Consider the following 26,702-nt stretch of genomic DNA (forward strand, 5'->3'; position numbering starts at 1 on the left):
TATATAAACATAGCATGAAGGTACATGGTAATGACTGGAGGTATATGTCCAAAGTGCGGACTGCCCAAAGAACTCTGTATCTGCGAAGAAGTAGCAAAAGAACAGCAGCAGATCAGTGTTAAGATAAACCGTCGTCGGTATGGCAAAGAGGTCACCGTGGTTGATGGTCTTGATCCCTATGACATTGACCTGGATGAACTGCAGAAGTACCTGAAAGGGAAGCTTGCATGTGGCGGTACAGTGAAAGGTAATTCAATTGAGCTTCAGGGGAATCATCGTGAACGGGTGAAGAAACTCCTTCTTGATAAAGGATATAAGCTAGATAATATCAGTTAATTTTTTTTTTTAAATGTGTTGGGTCTTTTTCAGATAAACAGTCTGAATGTATCCCATCCTATGCTACTAATCAGGAATAACTGCAGAAAGATCTTACAAAAGGAAACATGCTTTTGGTGATACACTGCAAAAGGTTGTTCAATTGACTTTCAGGGTAATCATTGGGAAAAGGTAAAAATTCCCTCTTCCTGAAAAGGGTATAAATATCGATACTATCAGGTATTTTGCTAAAAAAAGAAGGTTTTTTCAGATAAACAGTCTGAATGCAACCCATCCTATGACAACCATAATGACAGAGTACTTCAGTCCTGCAACCGCACGCCCTTCACCCATTTGCCCTGCAACAAGGCCTGAAAAGAACCCCTGAATTACAGATGCATGAAGGAAAAGCCGCCGGTAGAAATCCATATCAATGGCACCCCCGAATGTTGTTCCACCACTTCCTGACTCTGATACAGCCCCGCCAGCCTGTGCCATTGTCTCCAGAAATGTTCCCGTCATCACTGCAATTACAAAGAGGAAGACCAGGTAGGAAATGAGTACAATAATAACATAAATGAGCATGTTATTGCGTCGTTCTGTTTCGAGATTGACAAATTCAAAGCTGTCATTTGCGGCAGCACGCAGGACTTCACTGACATCACCACCTGCGCGACTTGCCTTTGCAATAAGATCAACACTTCTCTGTGCAAGTGATGTACCTATCCGCTCTCCGAACTGGTATATTGCATCGACAAATGGAATATTCCATGACATCTCTGCATCAAGTTTCTGAATATATTTCGTTAAGGAGCCATATTCTCCTTCTGCAACAACATGAATCGCATTTGGTAATGTCATGCCGCTTTCATTCATTCCGGCAACGTCCCGGAAGAAGTTAGGCAGTGATATATTGAGATTTCTCACTCTCATTGAGTATTTCAAATCCAGTATTGCAAGGGGAATTGATGCAATCAATACTGCAAGAAGGAAGTAGTCATCAATGCCTGTTGTTGTCAGTGCAAGAAATACTCCGTATTTACTTACCTGCAGTATCAGTCCAATAACAAAGACAATTATTGCAACAGGAATGGTGAGAATCAAAACATTCATTGGTTTTTCAGTGAGCACCTGAACAGGATGCCGCATGAATTTACCAATCCCCTCATTCGAACGGTGCTGTTCTTCCACCCGGGCAATGATCTCTTCATCTGTCTGGATTTGTGATGGTGTATCATGCGCATTATCGTCTGTTTTTTTGGTATCAAATAATTTCATTTTACACCTCCGGAGTCATTGAACTGATGAGAATCACAAACATGATACTGCCCAGTGGGATGACGGCATAAATTACCGCATACAGAAACAGGGGATCTGTTTCTCCGCTGATTGTCGACATGATAGACTGAAGAATGATAAGGAAAAGTGTTCCGGCTACAAGCGCTGTCACATACGACTCTGAGATTAATCCCAGAGTTTCCAGGAATGTCTTCTGTTCCATGCGGTTTTCCCGGGTATACTGTTCTGATTTTGCACGGAAATATTCCGTCAGGTTACTTCCTGCTGAGATACTTGCAGATGCGCCCTGAAGGAACTCACGCATTCTGCTGCTTGGTGTATACTGGCCGGCAATTCTCAGGGAATCAAGGAGATCTTTTCCAAAAATATCGATTTCCCGTGCTATATACCGTGCTTCAACGGCACTTTCGCCATAAATTTTACTCTGTCCAAGCAGCCGGAAAACTTCTGCAGGTGTGATTCCTGCTGTTGACATTGCGGTGATATAATTAATTGCATACGGAAGGGTTGCGTCGATATTACGTTTTCGTTCTCCTGCCATAATTCCAGGATAAATAAGGAATATTGCGTAGGTAATTCCGCCAAATACAACCAGACAGACTACCATTACAATTATTCCTCCGATTAACGCCTTAAATGGGTTCAGGGCAATGATAAAATCAGGTAGTTGTCCATAGTAGACGAGAAGATCCGGCAGGCGGAATAGATATGTAGCAAAACCAATCAGGGCTCCGAAGATTAATCCAATAAGGATGGAAGTAATGTAGGCTGTTGCAAGATATGCTTCAAAGGGGACAGTCATTCGTGCGCGCATCATGTCGTTGCGTAAAAAGAGAAAATCATCCCTTTTCGCTTTCAGTCGCTCTCCAATGATATTGAAACAGATTCTCTGATAACTATTCATAGAGATCACTCCTGACAAGTTCCATCACGGTTTCCGGATCCTGGTAATAGGAGAGCAGCACTTTCCCAACTTCCTGGAAATGACGGATCTTTTTTATTCTCATCCATTCGAGAATTTCCTGACGCCGTTTGAGTTCCTCTTTCATACGGGCATCATTCCATCCTTTGACTTCCATAACATCTTCAAGAATGTAGGATTTACCGGAGAATCGTATCTCATCGGTAGCTGCATTCCATTTGAATACCTCATTGGTGATCAGTTCATTTGTCCGGGGGTCAATATCGAGGATCTCAATGAGTGTTTTATTTCGTCGAATCCTCTGGCCGCCAAATCGTGCCTGCACCTGTACGCTGACCAAATCAAGGGCACTCAGCATATTCCGGGGTACATCCATTGGAGGATTTTCAAATCGGTGAACAACACTGGCAACGGAATCAGCGTGTGTTGTTGCATAGGTTACGTGACCGGTGCTCATAGCCTGGAAAAGTGTCTGTGCCTCTTTTCCACGTACTTCACCTACGAGGATGTATTCAGGACGCTGACGGAGTGCTGCACGCAGCAGTTCATACATATCAATTGAACCTTTCCCGCCGCTGTCAAATGATTCTCTGGTAATGGAAGGGATCCAGTTCTTGTGCGGAAGTTTCAGTTCACGGGTATCTTCAAGTGTGACAATCTTCGCTAAAGGTGGAATGAAGAGTGATATCGCATTCAAAGAAGTTGTCTTTCCTGATGCTGTACCTCCTGCAAATATACAGGATTTCCCATTCTCCACAGCAAGCCACAGGAACGCAATGGAGAGTGGTGAATAGGTTCCCCATTCTATGAGATCTGTTGGAGTGATTGGTTCATCCTTGAATTTACGGATGGTGAATGTAGACCCATGGGCTGTCACTTCGTGACCAAGGGTCATCTGAATTCGTGACCCGTCTGTCATTGTTGCATCAAGCATCGGTTCAGAAATTGAGATGTATTTTCCTGCACGCTGGGCAAGTTTGGTTACAAATGAGTCAAGTTCTTCAGCATGGTTATAGGAGATATTTGTCTGGATTGATTCATAATTTGAATGGAATACAAATATGGGTGCACCGATACCATCACAGGAAATATCCTCAATATATTTGTCATGCATGATGGCATCGATACGTCCGTCTCCAACGAAATTTTTATGAATATGATAAAGGGTTTTTTCCCTTGATACCGGATCCTGTTTTATACCGTAATCGAAGATAATCCGGTCAACAGCCTCTGTCAGGGTTGAACGTGCCCGTTCTTTTGTGAGATCTTTGGTGTTGATGTCCAGTGTTTCAAACAATCGCTGCGTCAGTTCCTGCAGCAATACTTTTTCTCCTTCTGAAAGTTCCGGTTCAATTACCGTGTAAAGGTATTCATGACTGTTATGGTCAAAGATAATTCGGATGTAGGCGTATGGTTCATTTACCGGATATAATTCGATTTCTTCAATTCCTTCAGCACTTTCATGTGAAAGATCGATGAGGGATCCATGGATTGCAGGGTCATATTCCACAACCTTGCCCATGATTTTACTAAAAAGGCCCTGACCGAATTTTTTCTTTTTTTGGTCTTTATTTGTATCTTCTTCTGAAACAGATTCAGCAGGTTTCAGCTTTGAAAAGTCCAGCTTTTCCAGATCACCGTCAACGATTCCATCCAGTGCAGCTAAGATCTCTTTTCTGTTATCCATCTCAAAATTGTGTGCAGTGTTAGAGATGTGAAATTCCTCAAGGTCTAATTCTGCGCCACCTGACAGGATATGATCTGAAATGGTTGCTGCTTCTTCTGCACTAATTATCCCATCTTTACGTAATTTTCTCTTACCTGTCGGTTCTGAATGAGAGTGTGCATTTTCAGGCCTGATTTCGATTTTTTCTTTGCGGATACTTAAGTCTCCGTCACTTGAAATTTCTTCAATCATCTGGGTAATTCTTGTTGTTGAATTTTTGAGCTGATTGATTTCAGGTATTGGTTCTGCATCATCATATGCATCCACCAGTTCGTTGATGATATCATCTGTTTTTCGCTGAGGAGGTATCTTGTTTAATGCAGTTTCAGAATCCTGTATTTCCTGTATCATTGAACTGAGATCTCCTGCTTTGGATTCCTCAGGTATGTCAGCAAAATAATTTATTTCAGGAGTTTCCTCTTTGTTGTTAAGCAATTCACTAATTATTCCATCAATTTTCATTTCAGCCTGATTGTCAAAACTCTCTAATACTGATGGATTGGTGTTCTCCTTATTGTCAGCAATCAGTGAATCAAGGTGGCTGCTTTCTGCATCCACCGTGACCTCTGGTGTTTTAGGTGCAATATTTTCAGGGGATTCATTTTGTACTGACTGGATGAGTGAATTCAGATGTGACGTGGACTCTTGTTTTGTTGTGTCCCCTTCGGAAAGATCACCGTCAAAAATTTCGTCTTTGAATTCCGGGACTCCACCTCCATCATTTTTGGCTTGTGTGAATACCTCCATATCCTGATCTATGGTATTTTCTTCCCTGAATTCCGGAATAATTTCCTCTTCTCTTCTTTCTGGTATGAATGTTTCTATATCCTGTTCTATTGGTATTTCTTCGGTATTCTCGCTCCCGAATTCCGGAATATTCTTCCCTTCTGTTTTCCCGGTTATGAATTGTTCTGTATCCTGTTCTATTGGTATTTCTTCGGTATTCTCGCTCCCGAATTCCGGAATATTCTTCCCTTCTGTTTTCCCGGTTATGAATTGTTCTGTATCCTGTTCTATTGGTATTTCTTCAGGATCTTCTTCCCTGATGTCCTGATTTATTTCTTCTTCTGTCTTTTCTGTATTTTTGTCCGGTATCAATCCGGCAGGGACAGTTTTATCTTCTGGTTTCAGTTCTTTTTGAGCAGAGTCGTGTTCGGATTCATTTATATGAATTCCTGCAATAATGTCCCTGAATGTAGATCTTTTTTCTCCTGATTCATTGCTTTCGGATATTGAATTATTTGTATGAGATCTGCTCGAATCTGGTTTTTCATCCGTGTTTTTCGTATTTGTGTCCATTCCCCGGATGTCGGCCAGCAGATTTCCAAGAGTTTCATTTGGTCGTGTATAATCTGAGATACCATTTTCATATGATTTAGCCGAGGTGGTTTCCGTTTCAGAACGTTTTTCTTCATCAGCTGGTATCAGATTGTTTTCCTGTCCGGCAGGGATATCCTGCACTGTTTTTTCTTCTGGCAATACAGCATCACTGGTTTCTTTTGACTTATTTCCACGACGCAATCCCCCAAAAAATGATTTTTTCTCTTTCATCTCTTCACCCTCAAATCTCAATTATAGTATCAATTAATTCATCATTAAACTCAATCCGATACTTGTGAACAGTCCCCGATCTGTCCACAATGATACAGTCATAGATACCATAAGTGAGTTTAAATGCCACAATTCCGTCTGGTCCGGTGACTTCACTCAGAAGAAGCTGTCTGCCTTTCCTCATGGAGACCCTTGCCCCGGCAAGTGGTTCTCTTTCTGAGATTATCTGGAGTCTGATTACTCCCCGTCCCTTTTTTTGCTCACCAATTTCCGGAATCTCTTCAAGATGACTGCTTTGTATGTGTCCCTTGTCATATATCCTGCACCCCGAAGCTACTGATTCTGCGATATTTTTGTCCGTAATATATATTTTATATTTTAAATTTTTATTGCATAGATAAATTGCTTTGTCACCATAGAGGTTCCCTTCATTTCCCAGAAGGGCTGCACCTTCAACAGCTCCATCAATAAAAATTAATAAATTCTGCTCTTTCCCCCCAATAGACACAGCAAGCCCGGATCTTCCGGATGCTGTCATTTTATTTATGAGATCTTCAGATTCATACTCGCCGGCATACTGGGCATGCTCAACCACATTTCTGATGTCGTTTTCAATATTCATCTTCTTTCACCATCCCCCTGACTTTTTTTCGAGTGATTAGATCACTGTTTTTGCACCCCTTTTATTGCAAGGCGTATAAGGCCGAGATTTGCATCTGTTGAGGTTAGTACAACCAGATAGAGATCTTCAAATGGTGCAAGTATGCATTTCCCCTCTGGTGTTTCAAGAATTATCTGTTCAAGGATGCCAATACCAAGGTCATCTGATATCCTGGCACCTGCACGAAGGAGATCTTCTGCGATTGCTGCGGCGTGTTCGAAATCACCATCTCCCCGTGAATTAATGGGAAATCCTTCAAAAAATGATGAAACAGCAATCACCCCGGGCTGCCGCAGAATCGTTTCAAGTTTCTCTTCTTCTGAAAATATGGCCTTCTCTTCAGCAGGAAGGGACTTTTGATCGACAAGCCATTTATTTCGGATTGAGTAGGTAATAACTTCTCTTAACTCTGATTCCTTGTAGGATGAGACAGTATATTCTAAAAATGGCTGTTCTCTAAAGAAAATTACTGCATCGTTTCCTTTCAGTTCTGTTCCATTTTCATTGTATTGAGCAATTGCGGGATTTCCCTTCTCGATAAGGAGGTATCCCTCTCCATTTGGGCCCCGTGCTGAAATTCCGGCAATTATTTGTCCGGTAAACTCAATTAGTTCTTTAAATGAACCTTTAATATTTGCAACCTGCCTACCTTCCGGAAGCATTGTAATCACAGTGCAGCAGTAATTCGTTCACGGTTTTTCTTTAACTCATACCGAATTCTTCCAATGTTTACATCCTTTTCCGCGACAATCGCAATGAGTTCATCATCAGATAACGGTGAAAGGAGAATTGGGCCGTTTTTACACTCTACCAGCATCTGGATCATCTCCCCCTGTCCAAGCTCAGCGCCCATTGCTTCAGAGGTGCCCATCCCGGTCGAAGCCATTGCCCCCAGTGCTTCCGTGTCAATATCCCCTTTCTCTGCGCTCTCTATTACAAATCCATCTCTTCCGACAACCACCGCAGCAGTAATCCCATCCAGTCTGAGAAATTCTGACAATATTGATTTAAGCATCTTCCACACCCAACTCTGTTTTCTCATTTTTTAAATTAATAACCTTTCTTTTTGGTACAATAGTAAATTTAAAAGGCATTTTGCCGATTGCATGGGTTGCACAGGATATACAGGGATCATAGGCACGAATTACCATCTCAATTTGATTTTTACCACTATCTGAGATTTTTCCATTGGAAATGACTTTTCGTGCAACATTCTCGACCCCCTTATCCATTGCCCAGTTATTTTGGCAGGTTGCAACGATCAGGTTACATTTTTCAATAAATCCTTCATCATTTACCGTGTAATCATGGACGAGTGTTCCACGCGGGGCTTCAATGATGCCAACGCCACGGGTATTAACCACACTGTCAACCTCTGTCCGGACATCAGTTGATGTAATTGATGGGTTGCTGAGAATTTCGACAGCCCGTTCGCATGATGCGAGGAATTCGATATATCGTGCCGGATTATATGCCAGTGTTGTCTGGACATGCCTGCCGAATTTTTCCCTATATTCCTCAAGAGCCGCATCTGCAGCAGGTGTCCCCATTGAATCAACAATATTCAGGCGTGCAAGAGGGCCAACACGGTAAAAACGTCCATCCTTCAGACGGGAGAATTTGAGATATGACCAGTCTTCGGAATATTCTTCGATATGATTTGCGTATTCCTTTCCGGAAAATGCTGAAACAGGGTTTCCATTTGCATCAATGACTTTTGTCGTGCCTCCGCAGACTGAATATCTGCCATTCTCTGTAGAGCCCATGAATGCAGTCTCCACTGCTCCGAAAGAGAGATCGGTCTTATCCAGAATATCGCGTGCAAGACTCCAGCATTTCTCAGCTATCCCCCTTGACTCTTCTGCCATTTCAAGGAGTGTAGTTCTCTGGGTTTCTGTAATGGCGTGCGACATCCCGCCCGGAATTGCAGATGATGGGTGAATTGGTTTTCCCCCAACAGCCTCGGTAAGACGCTGGCCAAATTTTCGAACTTTAATCGCGTTTTTTGCGATTTCCGGTTCTTTTTTTACCAGACTAAGGATGTTTCTTTCTTCGGGAGGTACATCATGCCCGATGAGAAAGTCCGGGGCTGCCAGCATAAAAAAGTGCAGGGAATGTGAGTGCACGTACTGTCCATGCATCAGTAATTCCCGGAGATTTTTAGCGGTATCAGGAATATCTGCACCAAATATCTGATCACACGCCATTGCGGAAGCTACATGGTGTGCTGTCGGGCAGATTCCGCATATTCGTGGGGTAATTCTTGGCGCTTCCTCAACTGCGGCACCAATCATGAATTTCTCAAATCCCCGAAGCTCAACAACATTGAAATGTGCGCTTTCAACTCCTCCGGAGCTATCGAGATCAATCCGTACTTCTGCATGGCCTTCAATTCGGGTGACCGGACTGATGTTAATCCGTGTCATCTGTTTCCCTCCTGGGATATGACTTCACGAATTTTTGAGATTTGTTTATCTTCCATTACCTCGCTTCCCATGGTAAATGCATACATTGTATGTCCAACGTCGTAGAGTTCTTTTTCAATTTCTTTTTGAGGGATATCTGTCAGATCGGCGATTCTTCTGACCATCATATTATATATGTCCCTGCAGGGTTCCCTGAGAATATCCAGAGATGGCCCATTGCATCCGTGGCAGGGCACATTATTTTTTGGGCATGATGCATTGCATCCGCAGAATGTCACCGGCCCGAGACAGAGATATCCCTGACTCAGAAGGCAGGTTTCCCTGTCTGGGATTCCTACATGACGGCGTTTTAGTGACCAGTCTTTGACTTCCACCATTTTACGGTCACATTCAGAACAGACTGATTTCCGGGAAAGATTGATTTTCTCTCCTTTCACCATAGGGAGTATAATCTCTTTTAGCCGTGCCTCTTTTGGGGGACAGCCCGGAATATAATAATCAATTTTTACCAGATCTCCAACGGCAAAGACACGGTATAAAAATTCCGGCACATCATGAGGGATTATGCCATTTTTATTGACAGTATCGAGATCACAATACACTTTATTGAAGAGTTCTTCTCTGCTACTCATCATAGAAAGGCCCGATATCCCCCCATAACATGCACAGGTTCCAAGTGCAACCAAAACCTTGGAATTTTTCCGAATTTTTTTAAGCCGTTCCTGATTTTCTTCGTTTCGCACCGCTCCGGTAACAAAGGCGATGTCAATACCTTCAGGAGGTTCTTTCACGTCCATTATTACTGGTGAATATACAATGTCTGCCGCTTCAACCAGGTCCAGAATTGCTTCATGGAGATCAAGGACGGCAATTGTACAGCCGGAACATCCGGCCAGTTCTTCTATTGCAATCTTCATATTTTCCCCATTATTTCAGGATCAGTTTTTTAAGGCAGGCATTTGGCCCGGTGTGAATTATTTCCAGTCTGGCTTTTTTGCCGGTGATTTCTTCAACAGCACCAACGACATATCCACAGAGTGTCTGGCAGAACGGGCCGCCCTGCTCTTCGCCTATCCGTCTCAGATTCTGGCGGACAATGCAATCGTGAAAGACCAGATAGATGAATGTCCCGCTTTCATCCTCCACAATGTAGTTATCCTTGCCCTCCGGTTTCCATGGTTCAAAGGAGTATTGTCCATGCAGAATGTACGAGAGTTCCCGGAGTGCATCTTCCACATCATCCTTTTTCTCGAAATATTTCGCAACCTCATGTCCGAATTTTTTTCCCGCACGGTATGTAACAGCATTCGCGCCCCTCCCTGCGATCTCTTCCAGGGATTTTATAATATACCCATTCATCTGCATGAGGCCATGGAGGGTGACCTCTAATTCAGCAGCAGGAGGGTCACATCTCAGTGGTACATCCTCTGCTTTAAAGACAAGATCTGTTTTGAATTGCTTTTTTGCTTCATCAATATAACTTGCAGGCATTCTTAGATCACCTTTCGAAGCATGTTGCAAACTTTCATGCTGATGTACATTCTTCTGGATGGTACCACACCTTTGTGTTCCAGAGCCTGAGCCGGGCATATTTCATGGCACGACAGGCACCCCATACAGTTTTCCGGATGTGCCGGATAGCAAATGCCATTTCGTAACTGGAGTACTTCCATTGGGCAGTCTTTAACGCAAAGGCCACAACCGACGCACGCATCTTCGTCAACCCTGATTTCTATCATCTGTCTCAACCTTTTACATTCAGAGAATTATTTGTGACTTATCATCACTGATTTACAGTAATAATTAAGTGGTGTGATTGATCCGTAAAAGTCCTTCCGATGAATGATCGGGGATACTTTTTTAATACCAATGGAGAAATTTCTCTCAAATTTGGATTTATATGGGGATTTTGCCAAAATAATTTATAAAAAATGAATATTTAGTTAAATAAGTTTTGATATTCAATAGTATCTATCACCCATGCATTCAACTCTCTTATGAATAATTAAATGGAAAGATGCTGAACTACTTATGATTATGATATGTATCAGACACTGATTCTCTCTTCAGCGGCCATCGCTCTGACTCTTCTGTATGCATCAATTCTGGACCTGCGCGAACGCCGGGTCCCTTTTCGTACATGGTATCCAATGCTTTTTATTGCACTCCCAATGGCAGTGCTTACGTATGCAGAATTATTTCATGATTCTGTACGGTTTGCATCAGGTCTGTTATTTTTGTCAGTGATGCTCTGTGGATTTTATTATTTTGCCTCAGCATACCTGCATCTTTTTGGCGGTGCGGATGCATGGGCGATGATATTCATTACTGCGTGTATACCACTTTTCCCTGTTGAACCGTATGCAGGTTATCCGATAATTGCGTTTTTCCCTCTCTCTGTAATGGTAAATGCTGTTCTTCTCAATCTTGTGACGCCGTTGGGCATATTTTTCATTAATATCTTTCGGAGGAATCGTGGGCCACTTCGGTACATGTTTGTAGGATTTCCGGTTTCCGGAGATACAATTCAGAATGAATTTGGATTTGTAATGGAGGAATTCACTGAAGATGAAGACGGCACAGTGACGCGTCGGTATCTTTCATTCACGGAAGCGATACGGAGAATGATCCGTGGAGAGCGAAGATTGTATACAAAGGATTTTAAGCGAAACCCAGAGGAATACAAAGAGGAACTCAGACTATACAGGAAGGCGGGGACGGTTTGGATCTCCTATGGTGTTCCTTTCATTCTTCCCATCTGTGCGGGTTTTCTTTCTGCACTATTTATTGGTGATATTATGACAATACTAATACAGGCACTATCAGGAGCTATCTGATTCATGGATATACATTACAATAACTCAGGAATTGTTCCTGTGATTGCACAGGATGCAAAGACCGGGCGTGTACTGATGCTTGCATATGCAAATGCCGAAGCTCTGTCACTGTCTCAGTCAACAGGCTATGCGCACTATTTTTCCCGGAGCAGAAACAGGCTCTGGAAAAAAGGTGAGGAATCCGGGCATTTTCAGAAAATTGAAGCCATACGAGTGGATTGCGATGCAGACACTCTTCTCTATATTGTGCATCAGACCGGTGCACCCTGCCATACCGGATATGAAACCTGCTTTTTCCGTGAACTGGACGGAAAAGTAATTGCGCGAAGGCTGGTTAACCCGGATGAGGTATATGATAAAAAGGATGAGTGACATCATATTAGATTGGTGATATTTTTATGATATTAGTACCCGATACAAGCGTTGTAATAGATGGACGCATCACCTCCATGATACGGGAGGGAGAATATAACGGTTATACAATAATAATACCGGAAGCTGTTGTGGCAGAACTTGAATCACAGGCGAACCAGGGAAGAGAAATAGGATTCAGTGGTTTAATCGAACTCCAGCAACTTTCAGATATGGCTGGAGAAGGAATAATTGACTTACAGTATGTCGGAAAACGACCCAGTCTTGAACAGGTGAAACTGGCAAGTGGTGGGGAAATTGATGCAATTATTCGCAATGTTGCACTGGAATACGAAGATGTGCGATTTATCACCAGTGATATTGTGCAGGCAGAGGTGGCAAAGGCAAAAGGTCTGGATGTCCTGTACCTCAAACCACATGCGGGGGAATTTTCACCTCTCGGTATTGACCAGTTTTTTGATGAGACGACAATCTCTGTCTATCTGAAGGAACGTGTAAAACCTACTGCGCGGAAAGGAAATATCGATAGTTCCGAGATTGTGTGTCTTCGTGATACGCCTCTTTCTGAGTATGAACTCCGTCAAATGGCTCAGGAAATCCTTGAACGGGCCAAACGCGATCCAGATGGATTTGTTGAAGTTGAATGCAAGGGAGTGACGGTTGTTCAGATAGGTTCGATGAGAATTGCAATTACGCGCCGGCCTTTTTCTGATGGCATGGGTATTACTGCATTCAGACCGGTTCTTAGAGAGCAGTATGATCCGAATTTGCTGACTTCGGAGATTAAAGCACGTCTGGCACATAAATCGTCCGGTATTCTTATTGCCGGTCCTCCGGGTTCCGGAAAAACCACGATTGCTCAGACCATTGCGTCTTACCTTCTGGAGTCAGGAAATCAGGTCTGCACAATGGAAAATCCCCGTGATCTTCAGGTTCCTGATTCAGTCATACAGTTTGCGCCCCTTGACGGAAGCATGATGAAAACCGGAGAAGTGCTCGTACTCATGCGTCCGGACTATGTCATATTTGGTGGAATCCGTATTGAAGAAGATTTTCAGGTATATGCGGACATGCGTCTTGCAGGAATCGGAACCATTGGTGTTGTCCATTCTCATACACCCAGTGCTGTCCTGCAGCGGTTCATTAACCGGATCGATTTCAGTACCCTGGCAAATGCAGTTGATACGCTGATATTTGTTGATGAGAAAGCTAAATTGTCTGTTTACGAAATATCGATGATAATTGGGAAACCTACCGGAATGCAGGATATTTCCAAAAATTGTCCAATCATCAAATTGTCACGCTGTTCAGATGGTGTTACGGTATGTGATGCCTTCTGCTATGAAGGACAAATAATTGTTTTGCCAGTGAAGACAGATGAAGCACCGTCCGTATCTTCACATAAAAAAGAGCTCGCTCCGGTAAAGGAAATGGCAAAAAAAGTTCCTGAGGAGAAAGAGGTGACGCAGCCAGAAGACGAAAATCTCTCGTGGAAGTTGGCAGGACGTGAAATAAAACAGGAAATCGGGCGTTTTACAGATGGCCCCATTGAAGTAAAAATGCTCTCTGACAATAAAGCAGTTGTATATATCGATGACAGAGATGTGCCTGCTGCAATTGGAAAAGGGGGCAAAAATGTTGCGGGGATCGTCAATAAACTGAGTATTGGAATAGATATCAAGCCTTTCTCGGAATTTGGCCCTGCAAATGAAGATGTTTCTGTGGATGGGAGACCATCCGGAGATGCAGTAGCTACAAATGGGCATTCCATTGATCTTACCGTTGACAAAAAGAATCTCACGGTGATGTCTCGGGAAAACAGTGGGAGAATTGTTGATGTGTTTGGTGGAAAAGAATACCTTTTCACAGCAACGGTGAATGATAGTGGTGAAATTGTTATCTCTAAGAGCAGTGGGATAGCACAGGACATGCTCCGCCGGTATAAGGAGGGTGAGCCAATCCTCCTTAAGCCGGTAGGAAACTAACTTTATTTTTGGGAACAATATTTCTGGTATTACCTTTCAGATTGGGGCGATAAACGTGCAATCATTTGATATGAAAAACTTTGAACAAAAATACGGGAAAATCTGGCGGTCGCAATTTGAATCAGACCCCAGCGCGAAAAATAAATTCTACCTGAATGTGGCGTATCCATATCCATCCGGGGCAATGCATGTCGGGCATGGGAGGACATACATTGTGCCTGATGTTATTGGGCGTTTCTGGAGAATGAAAGGGTATCAGGTTCTGTATCCGATGGCTTTTCACGTTACCGGATCTCCTGTTATTGGTATATCACGGAGAATTGCAGCAGGTGACGAGAAGACAATACGGCTCTATTCTGATCTCTATCGTGTCCCCCAGGAGACGCTTGATACATTTGTTGAACCAATGTCAATTGTTCGTCATTTCAGTCAGGAATATGAGCGGGTAATGAGTCGCTGCGGTCTCTCAATTGACTGGAGACGGCGGTTTACTACGGTGGATCCGACATATTCTAAATTTATTGAATGGCAGTATCTGCATCTGCATGATCAAAACCGTGTGGTGCGAGGCGCTCATCCGGTGAAATACTGTATGGGATGTGACAACCCAGTCGGTGATCATGACCTCCTTGAAGGAGAACATGCAGAGATTGTCAAATATGTCCTGGTTATGTTCAGCTGGAATGAGTATGCCATTCCCTGTGCCACGCTCAGGCCTGAGACGTCATATGGTGTGACAAATCTCTGGGTGAATCCTGATGTCATGTATCAGAAGGTACGTGTTGACGGCCAGAAATGGATTCTGTCCCCTGAAGCAACAGAAAAGATTCGTCTGCAGGATCATGATGTGATTCTGGATGGAGAAATTTCAGGTGCAGACCTCGTTGATCAGACGGTCTCCAATCCTCTGAGTGGGGACATTCAGATTTTGCCTGCAGCCTTTGTTGATCCTGATATGGCGACAGGCATTGTGATGAGTGTGCCCGCACATGCGCCATTTGACTACATTGCCCTCCGTGACCTTCAGCAGCAGGGAAAATACCTGGACATTACTCCTGTCCCCCTGATTACGGTTGCAGGATATGGCAGATGCCCAGCCCAGGATGCTGTTGAACGCTCGGGTATCAGTAATCAGAATGATCCGGCAATGGAAGTCCTGACACAGGAAGTCTATAATGCAGAGCATTCAAAAGGCAGGATGCTTCCGGAATTCGGTGGAAAGCCGGTAAAAGAAGCCCGGGTGGAAATTTCTGAACTTATGCTTGAGCGCTACGGTTCGGCAGTGATGTTTGAGTTTGACAACAGAAATGTCGTCTGCCGCTGCGGTACCCGTGTGTATGTGAGGATTCTGCAGGATCAGTGGTTCCTGAAATACAGTGACCCGGAATGGAAGGCGAATGTTCATAATGACCTGAAATCCGTGACATTGGTGCCTCCTGAAGTGCGGGCAGAATTTACCCGCACTATTGACTGGCTCAATGACTGGGCATGTACGAGAAGAGTTGGACTGGGCACCAAAGTGCCATGGGATAAAGACTGGCTGGTTGAGCCTCTGTCTGACTCGACAATGTATATGTCATATTATACCATTGCCCATAAAATCCGTGAAATCGCACCGGAACTGCTTACGCCGGATGTCTTTGAATATATCTTCCTTGGGAAAGGGGACCCGCAGGGCATTCCGCGGGAAACTCTTGATGATATCAGGCAGGAATTCCTGTACTGGTATCCATATGACTACCGTTTCTCAGCTAAAGATCTGATATCCAACCATCTGACGTTCCAGCTGTTCCACCATGATGCTCTTTTCCCTCCCGAACTGAGGCCGCAGGGAATGGTCGTCTTTGGGATGGGTCTCTTAGAAGGAGCCAAGATGTCTTCATCGAAAGGAAATGTGATTCTTCTTGAAGATGCGCTTGATGAATTTGGTGCTGACACAGTGCGGATGTTCCTTGTAGGCAGTGCTGAACCATGGCAGGACTTTGACTGGAGAAATGAACTGGTCTCGTCAGTACGGAAACAGATTGAACGGTTCTGGAACACAATCAACGAAGGCATTCAGTCCGGAGATTCCTATGATATTGATGCATGGGTCCTGTCCCGTATGCAGAAGCACATTGAGATGACGACAGACGCCCTTGAATCGTTCCAAACCCGTCAGGCACTACAGGAGGCCTACTTCAGCATTGAATCCGATCTGAAGTGGTACCGTCGCCGTCTTCCGGAAGGTGTACGCAGCTCAGCGGTTCTCAATTCCATTGCATCTGTGTGGGTCAGAATGCTCGCGCCATTCATCCCCTATACCTGTGAGGAACTCTGGACACTGGTTGGTTCTGGCGAACCGGTTGGATTTGCGTCCTGGCCACAACCGGATTATGCCCTTGTTGACACCAATCTTGAACTATCTGAGGAACTTCTTTCCCGGACTGTGGAGGATATTGAGTCAATTATCCGCCTGATTCAGATTGACACCGCATCTATCACTCTATATGTTGCACCGGCATGGAAGTGGGACATCTTCCGTATCATAGCCTCTGCCTCTGACAGAAAGAAGGTGATGGGCGAGATCATGAAGAATGAGGAGATGAGAAACCGGGGTAAAGAAGCAACGGATGCTGCAAAACAGATCACAAATCAGATACACCGTTTCCCGCCGGAACTGGTTTCCTCGATTGCTGCAGGTGGGCTGGACGAACATGCTGTATTCATTGAAGTACAGGACTTCCTGCAGCGTGAGTTTGGTGTCTCAGTTTCTGTCGTTAATGCAGAAGAGAGTTCTCATCCCAAAGCACGGGCAGCACTGCCGTTTAAACCAGCAATTGTTGTGCAGTAAAAAAAGGTAAAAAACAAAAAAATTATGCAGATTTTTTGGCAGCCTTTTCTGCATTTTTCTTTCTTTCTTTTGTATTATATCCGGTCACAAATTCAAGGTACTGTCGGAAGCGTCTGTTTGTATCAAGGACAATTCCATTTGCCTCTTCTTCAGTGAACCGGTCAAAAATGGACATATCTGAGTCAGAATCAACAATCAGTGTTTTTCCTTTTTCACCAGTGTACACTTCAAAGCGCTTGAAGGATCCATATATTATGAGATAGTGCCCCTCATTTTCCTCCGCCGTCTCACCAAAGAGTTCTGTCAGACCATCTACCATTCGTGTGGCAAATTCTTTGGTATATCCTCTTTTAATTGGATATTCCTGCATACCAGATGTATCGACGTCAGATATTATGATTGTTGGTCTTGATCTATGTGTGATCAATTCGGATCTTGGATGACTTGCACTATTTTCCGACGGAAATCCTTTTTATACCTTTGTCTACTCATTAGCATTGTATAGGTATCAAGGACGGTGATGAAGATGGAGGATATAAGAATAATTTCCAGTGACCCGCATGGGGAGGACCTTGTTGTACTGCTGGGGTTCCCGGGCAGTGGACTTGTCGGGAGTATTGCACTTGCCCATATGATCGATGAACTGGAGTTTGAACATATAGGAAATATCACCAGCAAATATTTCCCCCCGCTTGCGATGATGGTCGACGGAATTGTCAATGCTCCGATGCGAATATTTCAGAAAGATCAGTATGTTCTCATCGTTTCTGATGTCCCAATCCATCCGGCTATTTGCTATGAAGTAGGAAATGGTATTCTGGAATGGCTTTCTCCCTTTCCGGTGAGTAAAGTAGTGGTTGTGGCAGGGATTGTAACAAATGATGTTGAAAAACGGGTATTTGGGGTTGCAACAGAGAAATCCGGTCTTGAACTGATCCGTGAAAAAACAGAGATTCTGCCGATGGGAAGTATAACAGGAATTGCAGGGACCGTCCTTACTGAATGTAAAGTAAATGGTTTACTGGCAATAGGACTTATGGGAGAATCGGTAAATGCCCCTGATCCACGCGCTGCTGCTGCCGTTATGAAAGTTCTGAATGAACTGTTTGCATTTAATGTGAGCATTGATCCACTGATTGAACAGGCGACGGAAATTGAAGCGTCTCTGCAGCAGATGGCCGAACAGGTTGAGCAGGCTGAGCAGCAACCGGTGAAAAAAGAACACCTTCCGATGTATGGGTGATTTATGATGGATTGTACGCTTAAGTGTATTGCACTCACCGGAATTGGACCACATGTCATTGAAGAACTGAAGAAAGGGAAGCCACGCACACTGGAACTTCAGAGTGCACATAATCTGATATCTCTTACCGTTGTGTCGCCCGGTGATGTTATGTTACTGACATCGGTTGATCTGGATGATTTTACTGCCGGGGACCGTGGAATTGTTGTGCAGGTTATCTCACTGACGATAAATATGAAGAGGCTCGTTGAATATACGGCGCCCTATCATTATGAAGAGCGTGAGAGGATGTCTGCACGGATTCAGGTGCGATATCTGAATGGTGCGATGGCAAAATCCGTGGATGGGAATGGATGGGGGGAGCCCACATTTGCAGAAGTAATCCGTCCTTCATGTTATCGTGCCGGATAATATCAATTCCATACATTTTATTATCCCTGAATGCAACCTTATTACGCAGGATGAGTTGGGCCTGTGGCTTAGCCTGGATATAGCGCCGGGCTTCTAACCCGGATGTCGGGGGTTCGAATCCCTCCAGGCCCGTATTTATTTGTCTCATGTTTCCTTTTTGAACTGTCAGATTGTTTATTATTCTGATTATTGTGGGTTTTTGTCGTTCATTTTCGAAAAAGGGGTATTTTTCTTCTGGTCAGTGCTCCCCTCGCAGTGGATGATTACGATTTTTTGGGATTTTTTCACTAAGGAGCCTGTTCTGCAATGTTGGTGATGTGGGATACTGTTTCTCCCCTCCTTTATTTTGTAACCCTCTGTGTCCACCCTCTTTGTCCCCCTGTGTTTGGGAATTAGGGGGTGAAATGGACGTATTTTTTGCTCATTCTTACTGGTGGAAAAATACGGCTGCAATGCCTTTTATTTGGTGGAAATACGGCTGATTGCAGACTAATAAGCGGTCGCTATTGGCAGGTATTTTGGGAGGATGTATTGGCTGTCTTAACTGAGAACTGCCCACGCAGGGCTTCTGTGTGGATGCTGATTTTCGGGGCAAATATTCGCCGGATATACCATTTGAACGTAATTATGCTGTTTATTTCTGGGCTTTGCTCATGTGGCGGGAGTCGTGAATTGATTAAAAAAAAAGAAAATTTCACTCTGAAAAAAAGTTAAAGAATTTTTGTTCCGGGAAGAACGTCCTCATTCGGAATCAGGAGTGCTGCATTATCTCCTGCCGCAAGGATCATGCCATCGCTCTCTACACCGAAGAGTTTTGCTTTCTTCAGATTTGTTACAACAACAACAGACTTTCCAATCAGTTCTTCTGGAGTGTAATACTGGGAAATCCCACTGACAATCTGGCGTTCTTCATCCCCAAGAGTCACCTGGATTTTGAGAAGTTTCTTTGACCCGTCTATTTTTTCTGCGGCGAGAATTTTTGCAACTTTCATCTCAACGCGTGCAAATTCATCGATGGTTATACGTTCTTCTGTTGGTATTTCAGTATTTCCAGTATTTTTGCTCATTTCGGTATTTTCGCTCATTTCTGCTTCCTCTATTCTGATTTTCATAATTCCATTCAGTTTATCTCGTGTTTCGTCTTCGATTTTTGCAAATAGAATGGAAGGTTTTGGGAGATTATTGTGTGCAAATCCTTCTGTTGATTCTGCAATAGTGTGCGTTGCAACACTGTCGGTATATCCCAGCATCTCCCATGCTTTCTGTGCTTCTTCCGGAAGGAGTGCATCAAAAAGAAGATTACATGCCTTTGCAATCTGCAGACAGTTAAGAATCACTGCTTCTGCTTCCTGCCTGTTTTCTTTTATGAGTTTCCATGGTGCATTATTCTGGATATAGGAGTTGCCGAATGATGCAAGTGCCATCATCTCATCGATTGCATTTTTAAACTCATACCGTTCCATTTCTGTTTGGACAATGTCCAGGGTTGCCTGAATTCTTTCACAAATTTCAGGTGCAGGCTTTCCTTCAGGAATGCCTCCCAGTTTGTTTGCAGCAAAATGCAGTGTCCGGTACAGGAAATTGCCCAGAGTATCTACCAGTTCATTATTGATCCGCTGCTGGAATACATCCCATGAAAAGTTGAGTTCTTTGGTGTGCGATGTATAGGCAAGTAGATAATATCGGAGATAATCTGCAGGAAGTCCCTGATCAAGGTAATCGTCATTTGTCCAGATCACATATCCCCGTGACTTGGAAAAGGTCTTGTCATTGATTTTGACCATGCCACTTGCTACCACTGCGTTTGGTGTTGCATACCCGGCCCCCTTCAGAATCGCCGGCCAGAAGACACAGTGGTGGTATATGATATCCTGTCCGATAAAATGGGTGATTGGCTGGCTACCCCGCCAGAACTGTTCCCAGTCGCCATTGTTCTGTTCTGCCCACTCTTCGGTGAATGCCATATATCCAATCGGTGCATCGACCCAGACATAGACTACCAGATCTTCGTTGCCGGGGAATTTCACGCCCCAGTCAAGCGTTCGTGTGATACACCAGTCATGCAGTCCTTCTTTGAGCCACCCGATTGCATAATTCCGTGCATTTGTTGTGCCGCCCAGACTGGGAAGATATTCCTGCAGGAATTCGCTGAAATCACCGAGTTTGAAGAAGTAATGCTCCTGTTCTCTCTGTTCAGCTTTTTCTCCACATATTTTGCAGACAGGATCTTTGATTTCACCTGGTTCAAGGTGTTTGCCACATCCCTGGTCACATTCGTCTCCACGTGCACGGGTACCACAGTGTGGACAGACGCCTTCCACATACCTGTCGGGAAGAAACATCTGACAGTGAGGACAGTAACTTTGACTTATCGTTTTTTGGTAGACATGTCCATTGTCAATGAGTGACTGGACAATCTTGCGCGTCCGCTGGTGATTCGTTGGGTCATCTGTCATTCCAAACCGGTCAAAAACGACATTCATTCGTTTAAATGTCGAATCAAAGTGGTTATGGTAAAGTTCTGAAATTTCACGGGGGGTCTTGCCACTTTGGTCGGCAGAGATGACAATAGGAGTTCCGTGATTATCTGAACCACATATAAAAAGGGCCTCTTTTCCAGAATGGCGGAGATAGCGGACATAAAAGTCCGCGGGAACATATGTACGCAGGTGCCCGATATGGCAGTGCCCGTTAGTGTACGGAAGTCCGCATGTTACCAGCAGAGGTGAATCACTCATAACTAATTTTTTTGCATTTGATGGTATAAATACATAATATCAATGAATAAACGTAGAAACCTCCCGGTCTGGTCATTTGGCGGGGAAGAACCGGATCCGGATGTGCCCATTCTTGCTGCCTGGACGGGCAGGCAAAAAGGTGGGGTGTGTGATCTTCTCTCATTTAAGGTTGAAAGTTCACTAAAAGACCAGGTCGGACTTGATCGCCTGGCATATGGGGGTATGTATTATGGAGACAGGATCTGTGATTCGATTGGTGGAGTTCGTTCCGGGTTCTTGCGTGAAGAACCCTGGCTCCGTTCAGAATATCTTCTTGATGATGCTTCGCGCGCAGTTTCTCTCTCCCGAAAGGTATGGGCTGTCCTGCCGTCTCCTCTGCACCTGAAGATTGAAGATGTGGTGTTTCATGACAGAGAGGAGTATGAGGATGCTCTCTGCAGTATTTATAAATCCCTTATGCGTGAGATGCGTGATGCCGGAGTATATGGGACTATTATTGTTGGTGATCAGTTCTCGTCTTTAGAGCGCGAACTGCTTCCCGGAAGACGGGTATTTCTCCACTCCCTTTCAGGGAGCACGCGTGCAATTTCCAAAATTCTTGAAGTCCAGAATACTCTGTCTCTTTCTGCACATCGCCTCTCTGTCATTCCGGATTTGATTAATGAATATGAGATACGTGCATTAACGGTGATTGATGGGACTGAAAAGGATTTTACCGGACTTATTTCGTATTTTGATCCGGAAGACCTGACCGCAGGTGGATTATCTTCCGGCGGCGGAAAAAAGTATTGGGACGACGTGTCTTCACACGCCTTTGTTTTGGTCTGATTCGCCAGTTTCTAAAGGATATCCAGCATATTCCGGCCTGACTGTGTCATTCCCGGAACGGCCACCTTTCTTTCGATGAGCATTACAGCAATTGTTGTAATTGTTACAAGAATCAGGTAGCCAATTCCGACAATCATGAATACTTCGGTAAATTCAAAATATTTTGTTGCAACCATTTTTCCTGCCCCTGTCAGTTCAATTACCGTGAGCATGTAGGCAAGGGACGAATACTTAATGAGATATATGAATTCGTTTGAAAGACCGGGAATGGCCCGTATGAGTGCCTGGGGGAGGATTATGTGCCGAACTGCCTGCATCCTGGTCATACCAAGTGCCTGTGCTGCAATAATCTGGCCCTCTTTTATAGAACTGATTGCACCCCTGATATATTCAGAGTTGTAGGCACCATTGCACATAATAAAACCAACCAGTGATGCGACAAATGCTGAAAGAGTAATTCCTATCGATGGTAACCCGAAATACAAGATAAAGAGCATCAAAAGGAGTGGTGTTCCCTTAATAAATCCGACGGCACCTTTACAGAGGAGTGAAATGGGTTTTGACCCGTAGACCCGACCGACAGCGACAAGAATTCCCAGTATGAGTCCAAATGGGGCAGTAAAGACAATTAGTTTTATAGTGACTATCATCCCTTCCATCAGGACGGGGAGGAGTATTTGGAATAAAAATTCAGCCTGATCCATCGTTCAATCACCGTTGATTTGGTCAAACTGACCAATGAAATTTTTACAGCGTTCAAACTTTGTGTCACTCATGAGTTCTTCCGGCGATCCCTGTTCTTTTATTTCACCGTGTTCCATGAACATGATACGGTTTGCAACAGAACAGGCAAATCCCATCTCATGAGTTACAACAAGCATTGTCATCCCTGCAAGTGCCAGCTTCTTCATGACTTCAAGAACTTCCCGTGTTAATTCAGGATCCAGTGCTGAAGTGGGTTCATCAAAGAGGATAACATCGGGATCCATTGCAAGGGCACGGGCGATTGATACCCGCTGTGCCTGTCCTCCGGAGAGTTCTGCCGGGTAGTGTTCTGCCCACTCTTCCATTCCCACCTGTCTGAGTTCTTCGAGTGCTTTTTCCCGTGCCTCTTTTGGCTTCATCCCCCTGACTTTGATGAGTGCAATTTCTACATTTCGTATCGCTGTCAGGTGGTCAAAAAGGAAAAAATTCTGGAAGACCATTCCGATTTTTTGTCTGAAATGATTTATATTTTTACCTGAATTCGTGACTTCCGCATCTCCAAGCCACACGGATCCCTGATCCGGCTGAGTAAGGAGGTTGATGCAGCGCAGGAGGGTACTTTTTCCTGTACCGGAAGGGCCGATGAAACAGATGGTCTCCCCTTTTTTCACTTCAAATGATACTCCCTTTAAGACCTCTAAATCACCAAAGGATTTGTGAATATTTTTAACTTTGAGTATTGTCTCGTTATTTTCCATATTATGCAGCTCCTGTTCCGAATCCGGGTATTTTTATCTTCTTTTCAATCATGTGGAGGACTTTCATTCCTGCATAATTCAGGAGGATAAATATTCCCGCACATACGAGGTAAATTGGCATGGTTATGTAGGTCTGTGAGACGATCTGTGATGTTCGTGTCATGAGTTCCATTACACCGATGGCGTAACAGATTGAAGAATCGGTAAGGATATTGGGGTACTCATTTGACCATCCCGGAAGTGCCACACGTACGGCCTGTGGCAATATGACATTCCGGATGCTCTGAAGTTTTGTCATCCCGACGGAACGTGCTGCAATCATCTGTCCCTCGCTGACTGACTGGATTGCTCCACGGAAGATCTGTGACTGATAGGCTGCACCTCTCAGCCCAAGCACGGTGGCACCAACCAGGAAGGCAGGGGCTTCCAGTCCTAACCCCGGAAATACACCAAAGTAGAAGAGAAAGAGCAAAACAAGAACTGGAAGGCCACGAAAGAACCACACAAAAATACCGATTAAAAAGCGGATCGGACGTTTGCCATAGACTTGTCCGACTGCCATCGGAAGGCCAAAAAGCACGCCCAGAAGCAGTGCAGATCCGACGAGACCGAGGGTCGCAAAAATTCCCCCAATGAGATATGGGAACCATTCTGTGATTACTGCTGCGAAATCCATAGATAACACTCAAAATTCGTTTATCCAGATCATATTCAATGCTGTGTACAAACACAGCACAATATGTACCTAAAAGATACTGTGTGGTTTTATGCAATAGAAGTTGTGGAGTTGATTTCTCCACAATGTCTGAAAATTTACTCGGTCATTTCGTACTTCGTTTTGAGTTCTTCCCAGTATGGGTCTGCCATGAGTGCAGTAATACCCTCATTCATCATGGCTAACAGTTCAGGGTCATCCTTCCGGATGGCCACACCATACTCTTCTCCGGTGTTAATCTCACCAACGATGACAATTGGTTTCCCTGCAATTGCATCGAGCATGGGTGGTTTGTCATAGATTGCTGCGTCAATACGCTGGATTTTCAGGTCTTCTGCTACCAGTGGGAAATTAGAGTAAGATGCTTTCAGGTTTTCCTTTGGCATGAGGCCTGTGTCAATGAGGTTTTCTTCAACCCATATCTGACCGGTGGTACCACTTTGTGCACCGACGACGAGTGAACCACTCTTAAAGTCTTCGAGGGTATAGCCGGAGTCTTCATGCACTGCAACAGACTGGTTTACCACCCAGTAGGGAATGGAAAAGTCCACTTTTTCCTTTCTCTCATCTGTGATTGTCATTCCGGCATAGACCATGTCAATCTTGTTGTTCATGAGTGACGGAATGATACTGTCCCATGCCATTGGCTGGAATTTGACTTCAAAACCCTGTTGTTCTGCGATCCATCTGGCAGACTCAACATCAAAACCCTGCGCATTTCCTTCAGAGTCAATAAATGCGTATGGAGGATACTCTCCGTCGATACCAACAGTATACACTGTGGTCTCCTCAATAATGACCTGCTCTTCTGCAGGTGTCTGTTCAGATGACGTGCAACCCGCAAATGCGACTGTCACTGCCATGATAAGAACAAGAACCAATCCCAATCCTTTGTGATTCATCAGACTTTCTTATGTGGAGATATTAATTATGTCTTATGAATTGTGTTTAGGGGGGTGAGAAAAAGAGTGGGAGGTTGTTTGCAGTTATGGAAGAGTATCTGCAACCTGAACCAGTTCATCGAAACATCTGGCTTTTTTCAGGAAAAACAGGGATATTTTATCTTTTAAGGTTAATGTGAACGAACCTCCTGCTGCAGGGGGATGTCCGCCGCCAGAAAATTTGCGTGCAATGAGATGACTGATGGGAACTGATGAACGTATTGAAAATCTGCCATTTGTTCCGTATACCACTTCAATATCCGTGTGATATATATCCCGTATTTCATGGGCAGTCTCACTGGGATATCCGTACATGGGGGCAAATGCAATTTTGTAGCGCGATTCAATTATTTTCATCCGCCGAATGCTCTTTTTTATTGCATCCTTTCGTTCTTTTTCAATTGTCTGGTACTCTTCGGTGATCCAGTCATCACTAATAATTCCTTTTGCCAGGCGATCACGGACAGGATTCAGATTATGTCTTTTTGTGCAGATTTGACCCAGAATCTTTGCGCGTGGATCAACATTTTTCCAGAGATCATAGTCACAGACAACACTGGCGACTTCTTCAGCAGTTTTATCTCCGGGCAGAAGGTCCCCTGCACATACGGCAGCAGCGCATCGTGTTGTGTCTACAATGCAGGTCGCGCCGGTATTCTGAATGGAAAGAAGTTCCTCGTCTGTCCATCGGTGATGGTCACGCCAGCAGATTTCCCATCCGTTTTTGATGGCTACCTTCACCAGTTTCTCCGCATCTTTACAGTATCCAAGGTCAGAGATACTGAGGAGATGGCCTTTTCCCTTAAGTGCACCAATGTCGCGCAGCATTGATGGGAATGAACCAACTGACGACCATATGGTGAACACGGTGCCGTATTTCATCCGGTGCACTGCATCGCATCCTGCCGCGTCAAGATCATTATGTGAGAGATGCACAATCTCTGTTTTTCGTTCTGAGACAGATTTGAGTAAATTTTCTCTCTTTGATTTGGAATTTCCCTTTTTCTTCCCCATGTTATCGATACCGTTTGGAAGTGGTGGAATAAATATCCTGACTCGTCTGCTAAAAACCAAATAGATGGTATTATATCTATGTGGTGCCAATCTTAATATCCAAGCCTTAGTAGCTCAGATTGGGAGAGCGCCAGACTGAAGATCTGGTTGTCGCTGGTTCAAATCCGGCCTGAGGCACTAATTTCTTCGTTTTTTATTCTTGTGAGTGCAGGGTATTTTTTCTCTTTCTCTCTATGACAATCCCATCAGGTATTAAAAAAGAGTCCCCCCCGCCCTATCGGCAATGTATTTCTACTGGTATGGACAGGTTTATGCATGAATCCGGGAGCTGATCTTCTGCTGTTTGATCCATGTTCAGGTGTGATGTACAGTGCCAAACCGATAATCCGGACAGATGAAGAATGGAAACATATTCTTTCTCC

Annotated in this window: 25 protein-coding genes and 2 tRNA genes; 10 read left to right on the forward strand and 17 right to left on the reverse strand. The window is 44.2% G+C overall.

What is annotated here, in order from left to right:
• Positions 1 to 30: 30 nt before the first annotated feature.
• Positions 31 to 336 (forward strand): stress response translation initiation inhibitor YciH, encoded by a 306-nt coding sequence (gene yciH, locus L0665_RS10660; protein WP_062399989.1) that lies wholly within the window; start codon positions 31 to 33, stop codon positions 334 to 336.
• 246 nt (positions 337 to 582) lie between these two features.
• Here the strand turns inward: yciH and L0665_RS10665 are convergent, their stop codons facing one another.
• Genes L0665_RS10665 through L0665_RS10710 form a run of 10 tightly spaced genes read right to left on the reverse strand, consistent with a single transcriptional unit; the run spans position 583 to position 10,639 of the window.
• On the reverse strand, positions 583 to 1,593 hold the full coding sequence (locus L0665_RS10665) for a type II secretion system F family protein (protein WP_274925667.1): 1,011 nt from the start codon (positions 1,591 to 1,593) through the stop codon (positions 583 to 585).
• Between the two features lies 1 nt (position 1,594).
• Entirely contained in the window at positions 1,595 to 2,518 is a 924-nt protein-coding gene (locus L0665_RS10670) for a type II secretion system F family protein (RefSeq protein ID WP_274925668.1), read from the reverse strand.
• Positions 2,511 to 5,813 carry a type II/IV secretion system ATPase subunit gene (locus tag L0665_RS10805; RefSeq protein WP_338036438.1) on the reverse strand — a complete coding sequence of 1,101 codons (3,303 nt, stop codon included), beginning with the start codon at positions 5,811 to 5,813 and terminating at the stop codon, positions 2,511 to 2,513. The genes L0665_RS10670 and L0665_RS10805 overlap by 8 nt, the downstream gene beginning before the upstream one ends.
• Before the next feature lie 10 nt (positions 5,814 to 5,823).
• Entirely contained in the window at positions 5,824 to 6,435 is a 612-nt protein-coding gene (locus L0665_RS10680) for a hypothetical protein (protein WP_274925669.1), read from the reverse strand.
• Positions 6,436 to 6,476: 41 nt separating this feature from the next.
• A complete protein-coding gene (locus L0665_RS10685; RefSeq protein WP_274925670.1) occupies positions 6,477 to 7,136 on the reverse strand; it encodes a roadblock/LC7 domain-containing protein in 660 nt (219 codons plus the stop codon).
• Between the two features lie 5 nt (positions 7,137 to 7,141).
• Positions 7,142 to 7,489, reverse strand: coding sequence for a roadblock/LC7 domain-containing protein (locus L0665_RS10690; RefSeq protein WP_274925671.1), 348 nt, complete (start codon positions 7,487 to 7,489; stop codon positions 7,142 to 7,144).
• Complete coding sequence (locus tag L0665_RS10695) at positions 7,482 to 8,900, reverse strand: Ni/Fe hydrogenase subunit alpha (protein ID WP_274925672.1); 1,419 nt, start codon at positions 8,898 to 8,900, stop codon at positions 7,482 to 7,484. The genes L0665_RS10690 and L0665_RS10695 overlap by 8 nt, the downstream gene beginning before the upstream one ends.
• Positions 8,897 to 9,817, reverse strand: a complete 921-nt coding sequence (locus L0665_RS10700; protein WP_274925673.1) for an NADH-quinone oxidoreductase subunit B family protein — start codon at positions 9,815 to 9,817, stop codon at positions 8,897 to 8,899. The genes L0665_RS10695 and L0665_RS10700 overlap by 4 nt, the downstream gene beginning before the upstream one ends.
• Before the next feature lie 10 nt (positions 9,818 to 9,827).
• On the reverse strand, positions 9,828 to 10,391 hold the full coding sequence (locus L0665_RS10705; RefSeq protein WP_274925674.1) for a hydrocarbon binding protein (contains V4R domain): 564 nt from the start codon (positions 10,389 to 10,391) through the stop codon (positions 9,828 to 9,830).
• A 2-nt stretch (positions 10,392 to 10,393) separates the two neighbouring features.
• Complete coding sequence (locus L0665_RS10710; RefSeq protein ID WP_274925675.1) at positions 10,394 to 10,639, reverse strand: 4Fe-4S dicluster domain-containing protein; 246 nt, start codon at positions 10,637 to 10,639, stop codon at positions 10,394 to 10,396.
• A gap of 303 nt (positions 10,640 to 10,942) precedes the next feature.
• On the opposite strand from L0665_RS10710, the gene L0665_RS10715 reads away from it, so the two are divergent.
• The 4 genes from L0665_RS10715 to leuS all read left to right on the forward strand — a co-directional run bounded on the left by L0665_RS10715 (position 10,943) and on the right by leuS (position 16,927).
• The gene (locus tag L0665_RS10715) at positions 10,943 to 11,737 is read left to right on the forward strand and encodes an A24 family peptidase C-terminal domain-containing protein (RefSeq protein ID WP_274925676.1); all 795 of its coding nucleotides are present in this window, start codon (positions 10,943 to 10,945) and stop codon (positions 11,735 to 11,737) included.
• Positions 11,738 to 11,740: 3 nt separating this feature from the next.
• Positions 11,741 to 12,109: a phosphoribosyl-AMP cyclohydrolase gene (gene hisI / locus L0665_RS10720; RefSeq protein ID WP_274925677.1), complete on the forward strand. Its 369-nt coding sequence runs from the start codon at positions 11,741 to 11,743 to the stop codon at positions 12,107 to 12,109.
• Between the two features lie 26 nt (positions 12,110 to 12,135).
• Positions 12,136 to 14,094, forward strand: a complete 1,959-nt coding sequence (locus L0665_RS10725; protein ID WP_274925678.1) for a PINc/VapC family ATPase — start codon at positions 12,136 to 12,138, stop codon at positions 14,092 to 14,094.
• A 70-nt stretch (positions 14,095 to 14,164) separates the two neighbouring features.
• Positions 14,165 to 16,927 carry a leucine--tRNA ligase gene (gene leuS / locus L0665_RS10730; protein ID WP_274925679.1) on the forward strand — a complete coding sequence of 921 codons (2,763 nt, stop codon included), beginning with the start codon at positions 14,165 to 14,167 and terminating at the stop codon, positions 16,925 to 16,927.
• 22 nt (positions 16,928 to 16,949) lie between these two features.
• Here leuS and L0665_RS10735 read toward each other — a convergent pair whose 3' ends face one another.
• Positions 16,950 to 17,297 (reverse strand): DUF5611 family protein, encoded by a 348-nt coding sequence (locus tag L0665_RS10735; protein ID WP_274925680.1) that lies wholly within the window; start codon positions 17,295 to 17,297, stop codon positions 16,950 to 16,952.
• A 156-nt stretch (positions 17,298 to 17,453) separates the two neighbouring features.
• Between L0665_RS10735 and L0665_RS10740 the strand changes: the two genes are divergently transcribed.
• The 3 genes from L0665_RS10740 (at position 17,454) to L0665_RS10750 (ending at position 18,713) form a co-directional block, all read left to right on the forward strand.
• Complete coding sequence (locus tag L0665_RS10740; RefSeq protein WP_274925681.1) at positions 17,454 to 18,170, forward strand: proteasome assembly chaperone family protein; 717 nt, start codon at positions 17,454 to 17,456, stop codon at positions 18,168 to 18,170.
• Between the two features lie 3 nt (positions 18,171 to 18,173).
• Complete coding sequence (locus L0665_RS10745) at positions 18,174 to 18,581, forward strand: DUF473 domain-containing protein (protein ID WP_274925682.1); 408 nt, start codon at positions 18,174 to 18,176, stop codon at positions 18,579 to 18,581.
• A 57-nt stretch (positions 18,582 to 18,638) separates the two neighbouring features.
• A tRNA-Arg gene (locus L0665_RS10750) sits at positions 18,639 to 18,713 on the forward strand.
• A 578-nt stretch (positions 18,714 to 19,291) separates the two neighbouring features.
• On the opposite strand, the gene metG is transcribed toward L0665_RS10750, so the two are convergent.
• Positions 19,292 to 21,319, reverse strand: coding sequence for a methionine--tRNA ligase (gene metG, locus L0665_RS10755; protein ID WP_274925683.1), 2,028 nt, complete (start codon positions 21,317 to 21,319; stop codon positions 19,292 to 19,294).
• A 42-nt stretch (positions 21,320 to 21,361) separates the two neighbouring features.
• Between metG and L0665_RS10760 the strand changes: the two genes are divergently transcribed.
• Complete coding sequence (locus L0665_RS10760; RefSeq protein ID WP_274925684.1) at positions 21,362 to 22,147, forward strand: hypothetical protein; 786 nt, start codon at positions 21,362 to 21,364, stop codon at positions 22,145 to 22,147.
• An 11-nt stretch (positions 22,148 to 22,158) separates the two neighbouring features.
• Here L0665_RS10760 and L0665_RS10765 read toward each other — a convergent pair whose 3' ends face one another.
• The 5 genes from L0665_RS10765 to L0665_RS10785 form a co-directional block, all read right to left on the reverse strand.
• Positions 22,159 to 22,851, reverse strand: coding sequence for an amino acid ABC transporter permease (locus L0665_RS10765; protein ID WP_274925685.1), 693 nt, complete (start codon positions 22,849 to 22,851; stop codon positions 22,159 to 22,161).
• Positions 22,852 to 22,854: 3 nt separating this feature from the next.
• On the reverse strand, positions 22,855 to 23,610 hold the full coding sequence (locus tag L0665_RS10770; RefSeq protein WP_274925686.1) for an amino acid ABC transporter ATP-binding protein: 756 nt from the start codon (positions 23,608 to 23,610) through the stop codon (positions 22,855 to 22,857).
• A gap of 1 nt (position 23,611) precedes the next feature.
• Positions 23,612 to 24,286, reverse strand: a complete 675-nt coding sequence (locus L0665_RS10775) for an amino acid ABC transporter permease (RefSeq protein ID WP_274925687.1) — start codon at positions 24,284 to 24,286, stop codon at positions 23,612 to 23,614.
• A gap of 137 nt (positions 24,287 to 24,423) precedes the next feature.
• Complete coding sequence (locus L0665_RS10780) at positions 24,424 to 25,227, reverse strand: ABC transporter substrate-binding protein (RefSeq protein WP_274925688.1); 804 nt, start codon at positions 25,225 to 25,227, stop codon at positions 24,424 to 24,426.
• An 84-nt stretch (positions 25,228 to 25,311) separates the two neighbouring features.
• Positions 25,312 to 26,280, reverse strand: a complete 969-nt coding sequence (locus L0665_RS10785) for a phosphoesterase (protein WP_274925689.1) — start codon at positions 26,278 to 26,280, stop codon at positions 25,312 to 25,314.
• A gap of 103 nt (positions 26,281 to 26,383) precedes the next feature.
• Between L0665_RS10785 and L0665_RS10790 the strand changes: the two genes are divergently transcribed.
• Positions 26,384 to 26,457: transfer RNA gene (locus L0665_RS10790), tRNA-Phe, on the forward strand.
• The last annotated feature ends 245 nt before the right edge of the window (positions 26,458 to 26,702 follow it).

Source organism: Methanogenium marinum (genome assembly GCF_028912405.1).
In the GTDB taxonomy this organism is placed as follows: domain Archaea; phylum Halobacteriota; class Methanomicrobia; order Methanomicrobiales; family Methanomicrobiaceae; genus Methanogenium; species Methanogenium marinum.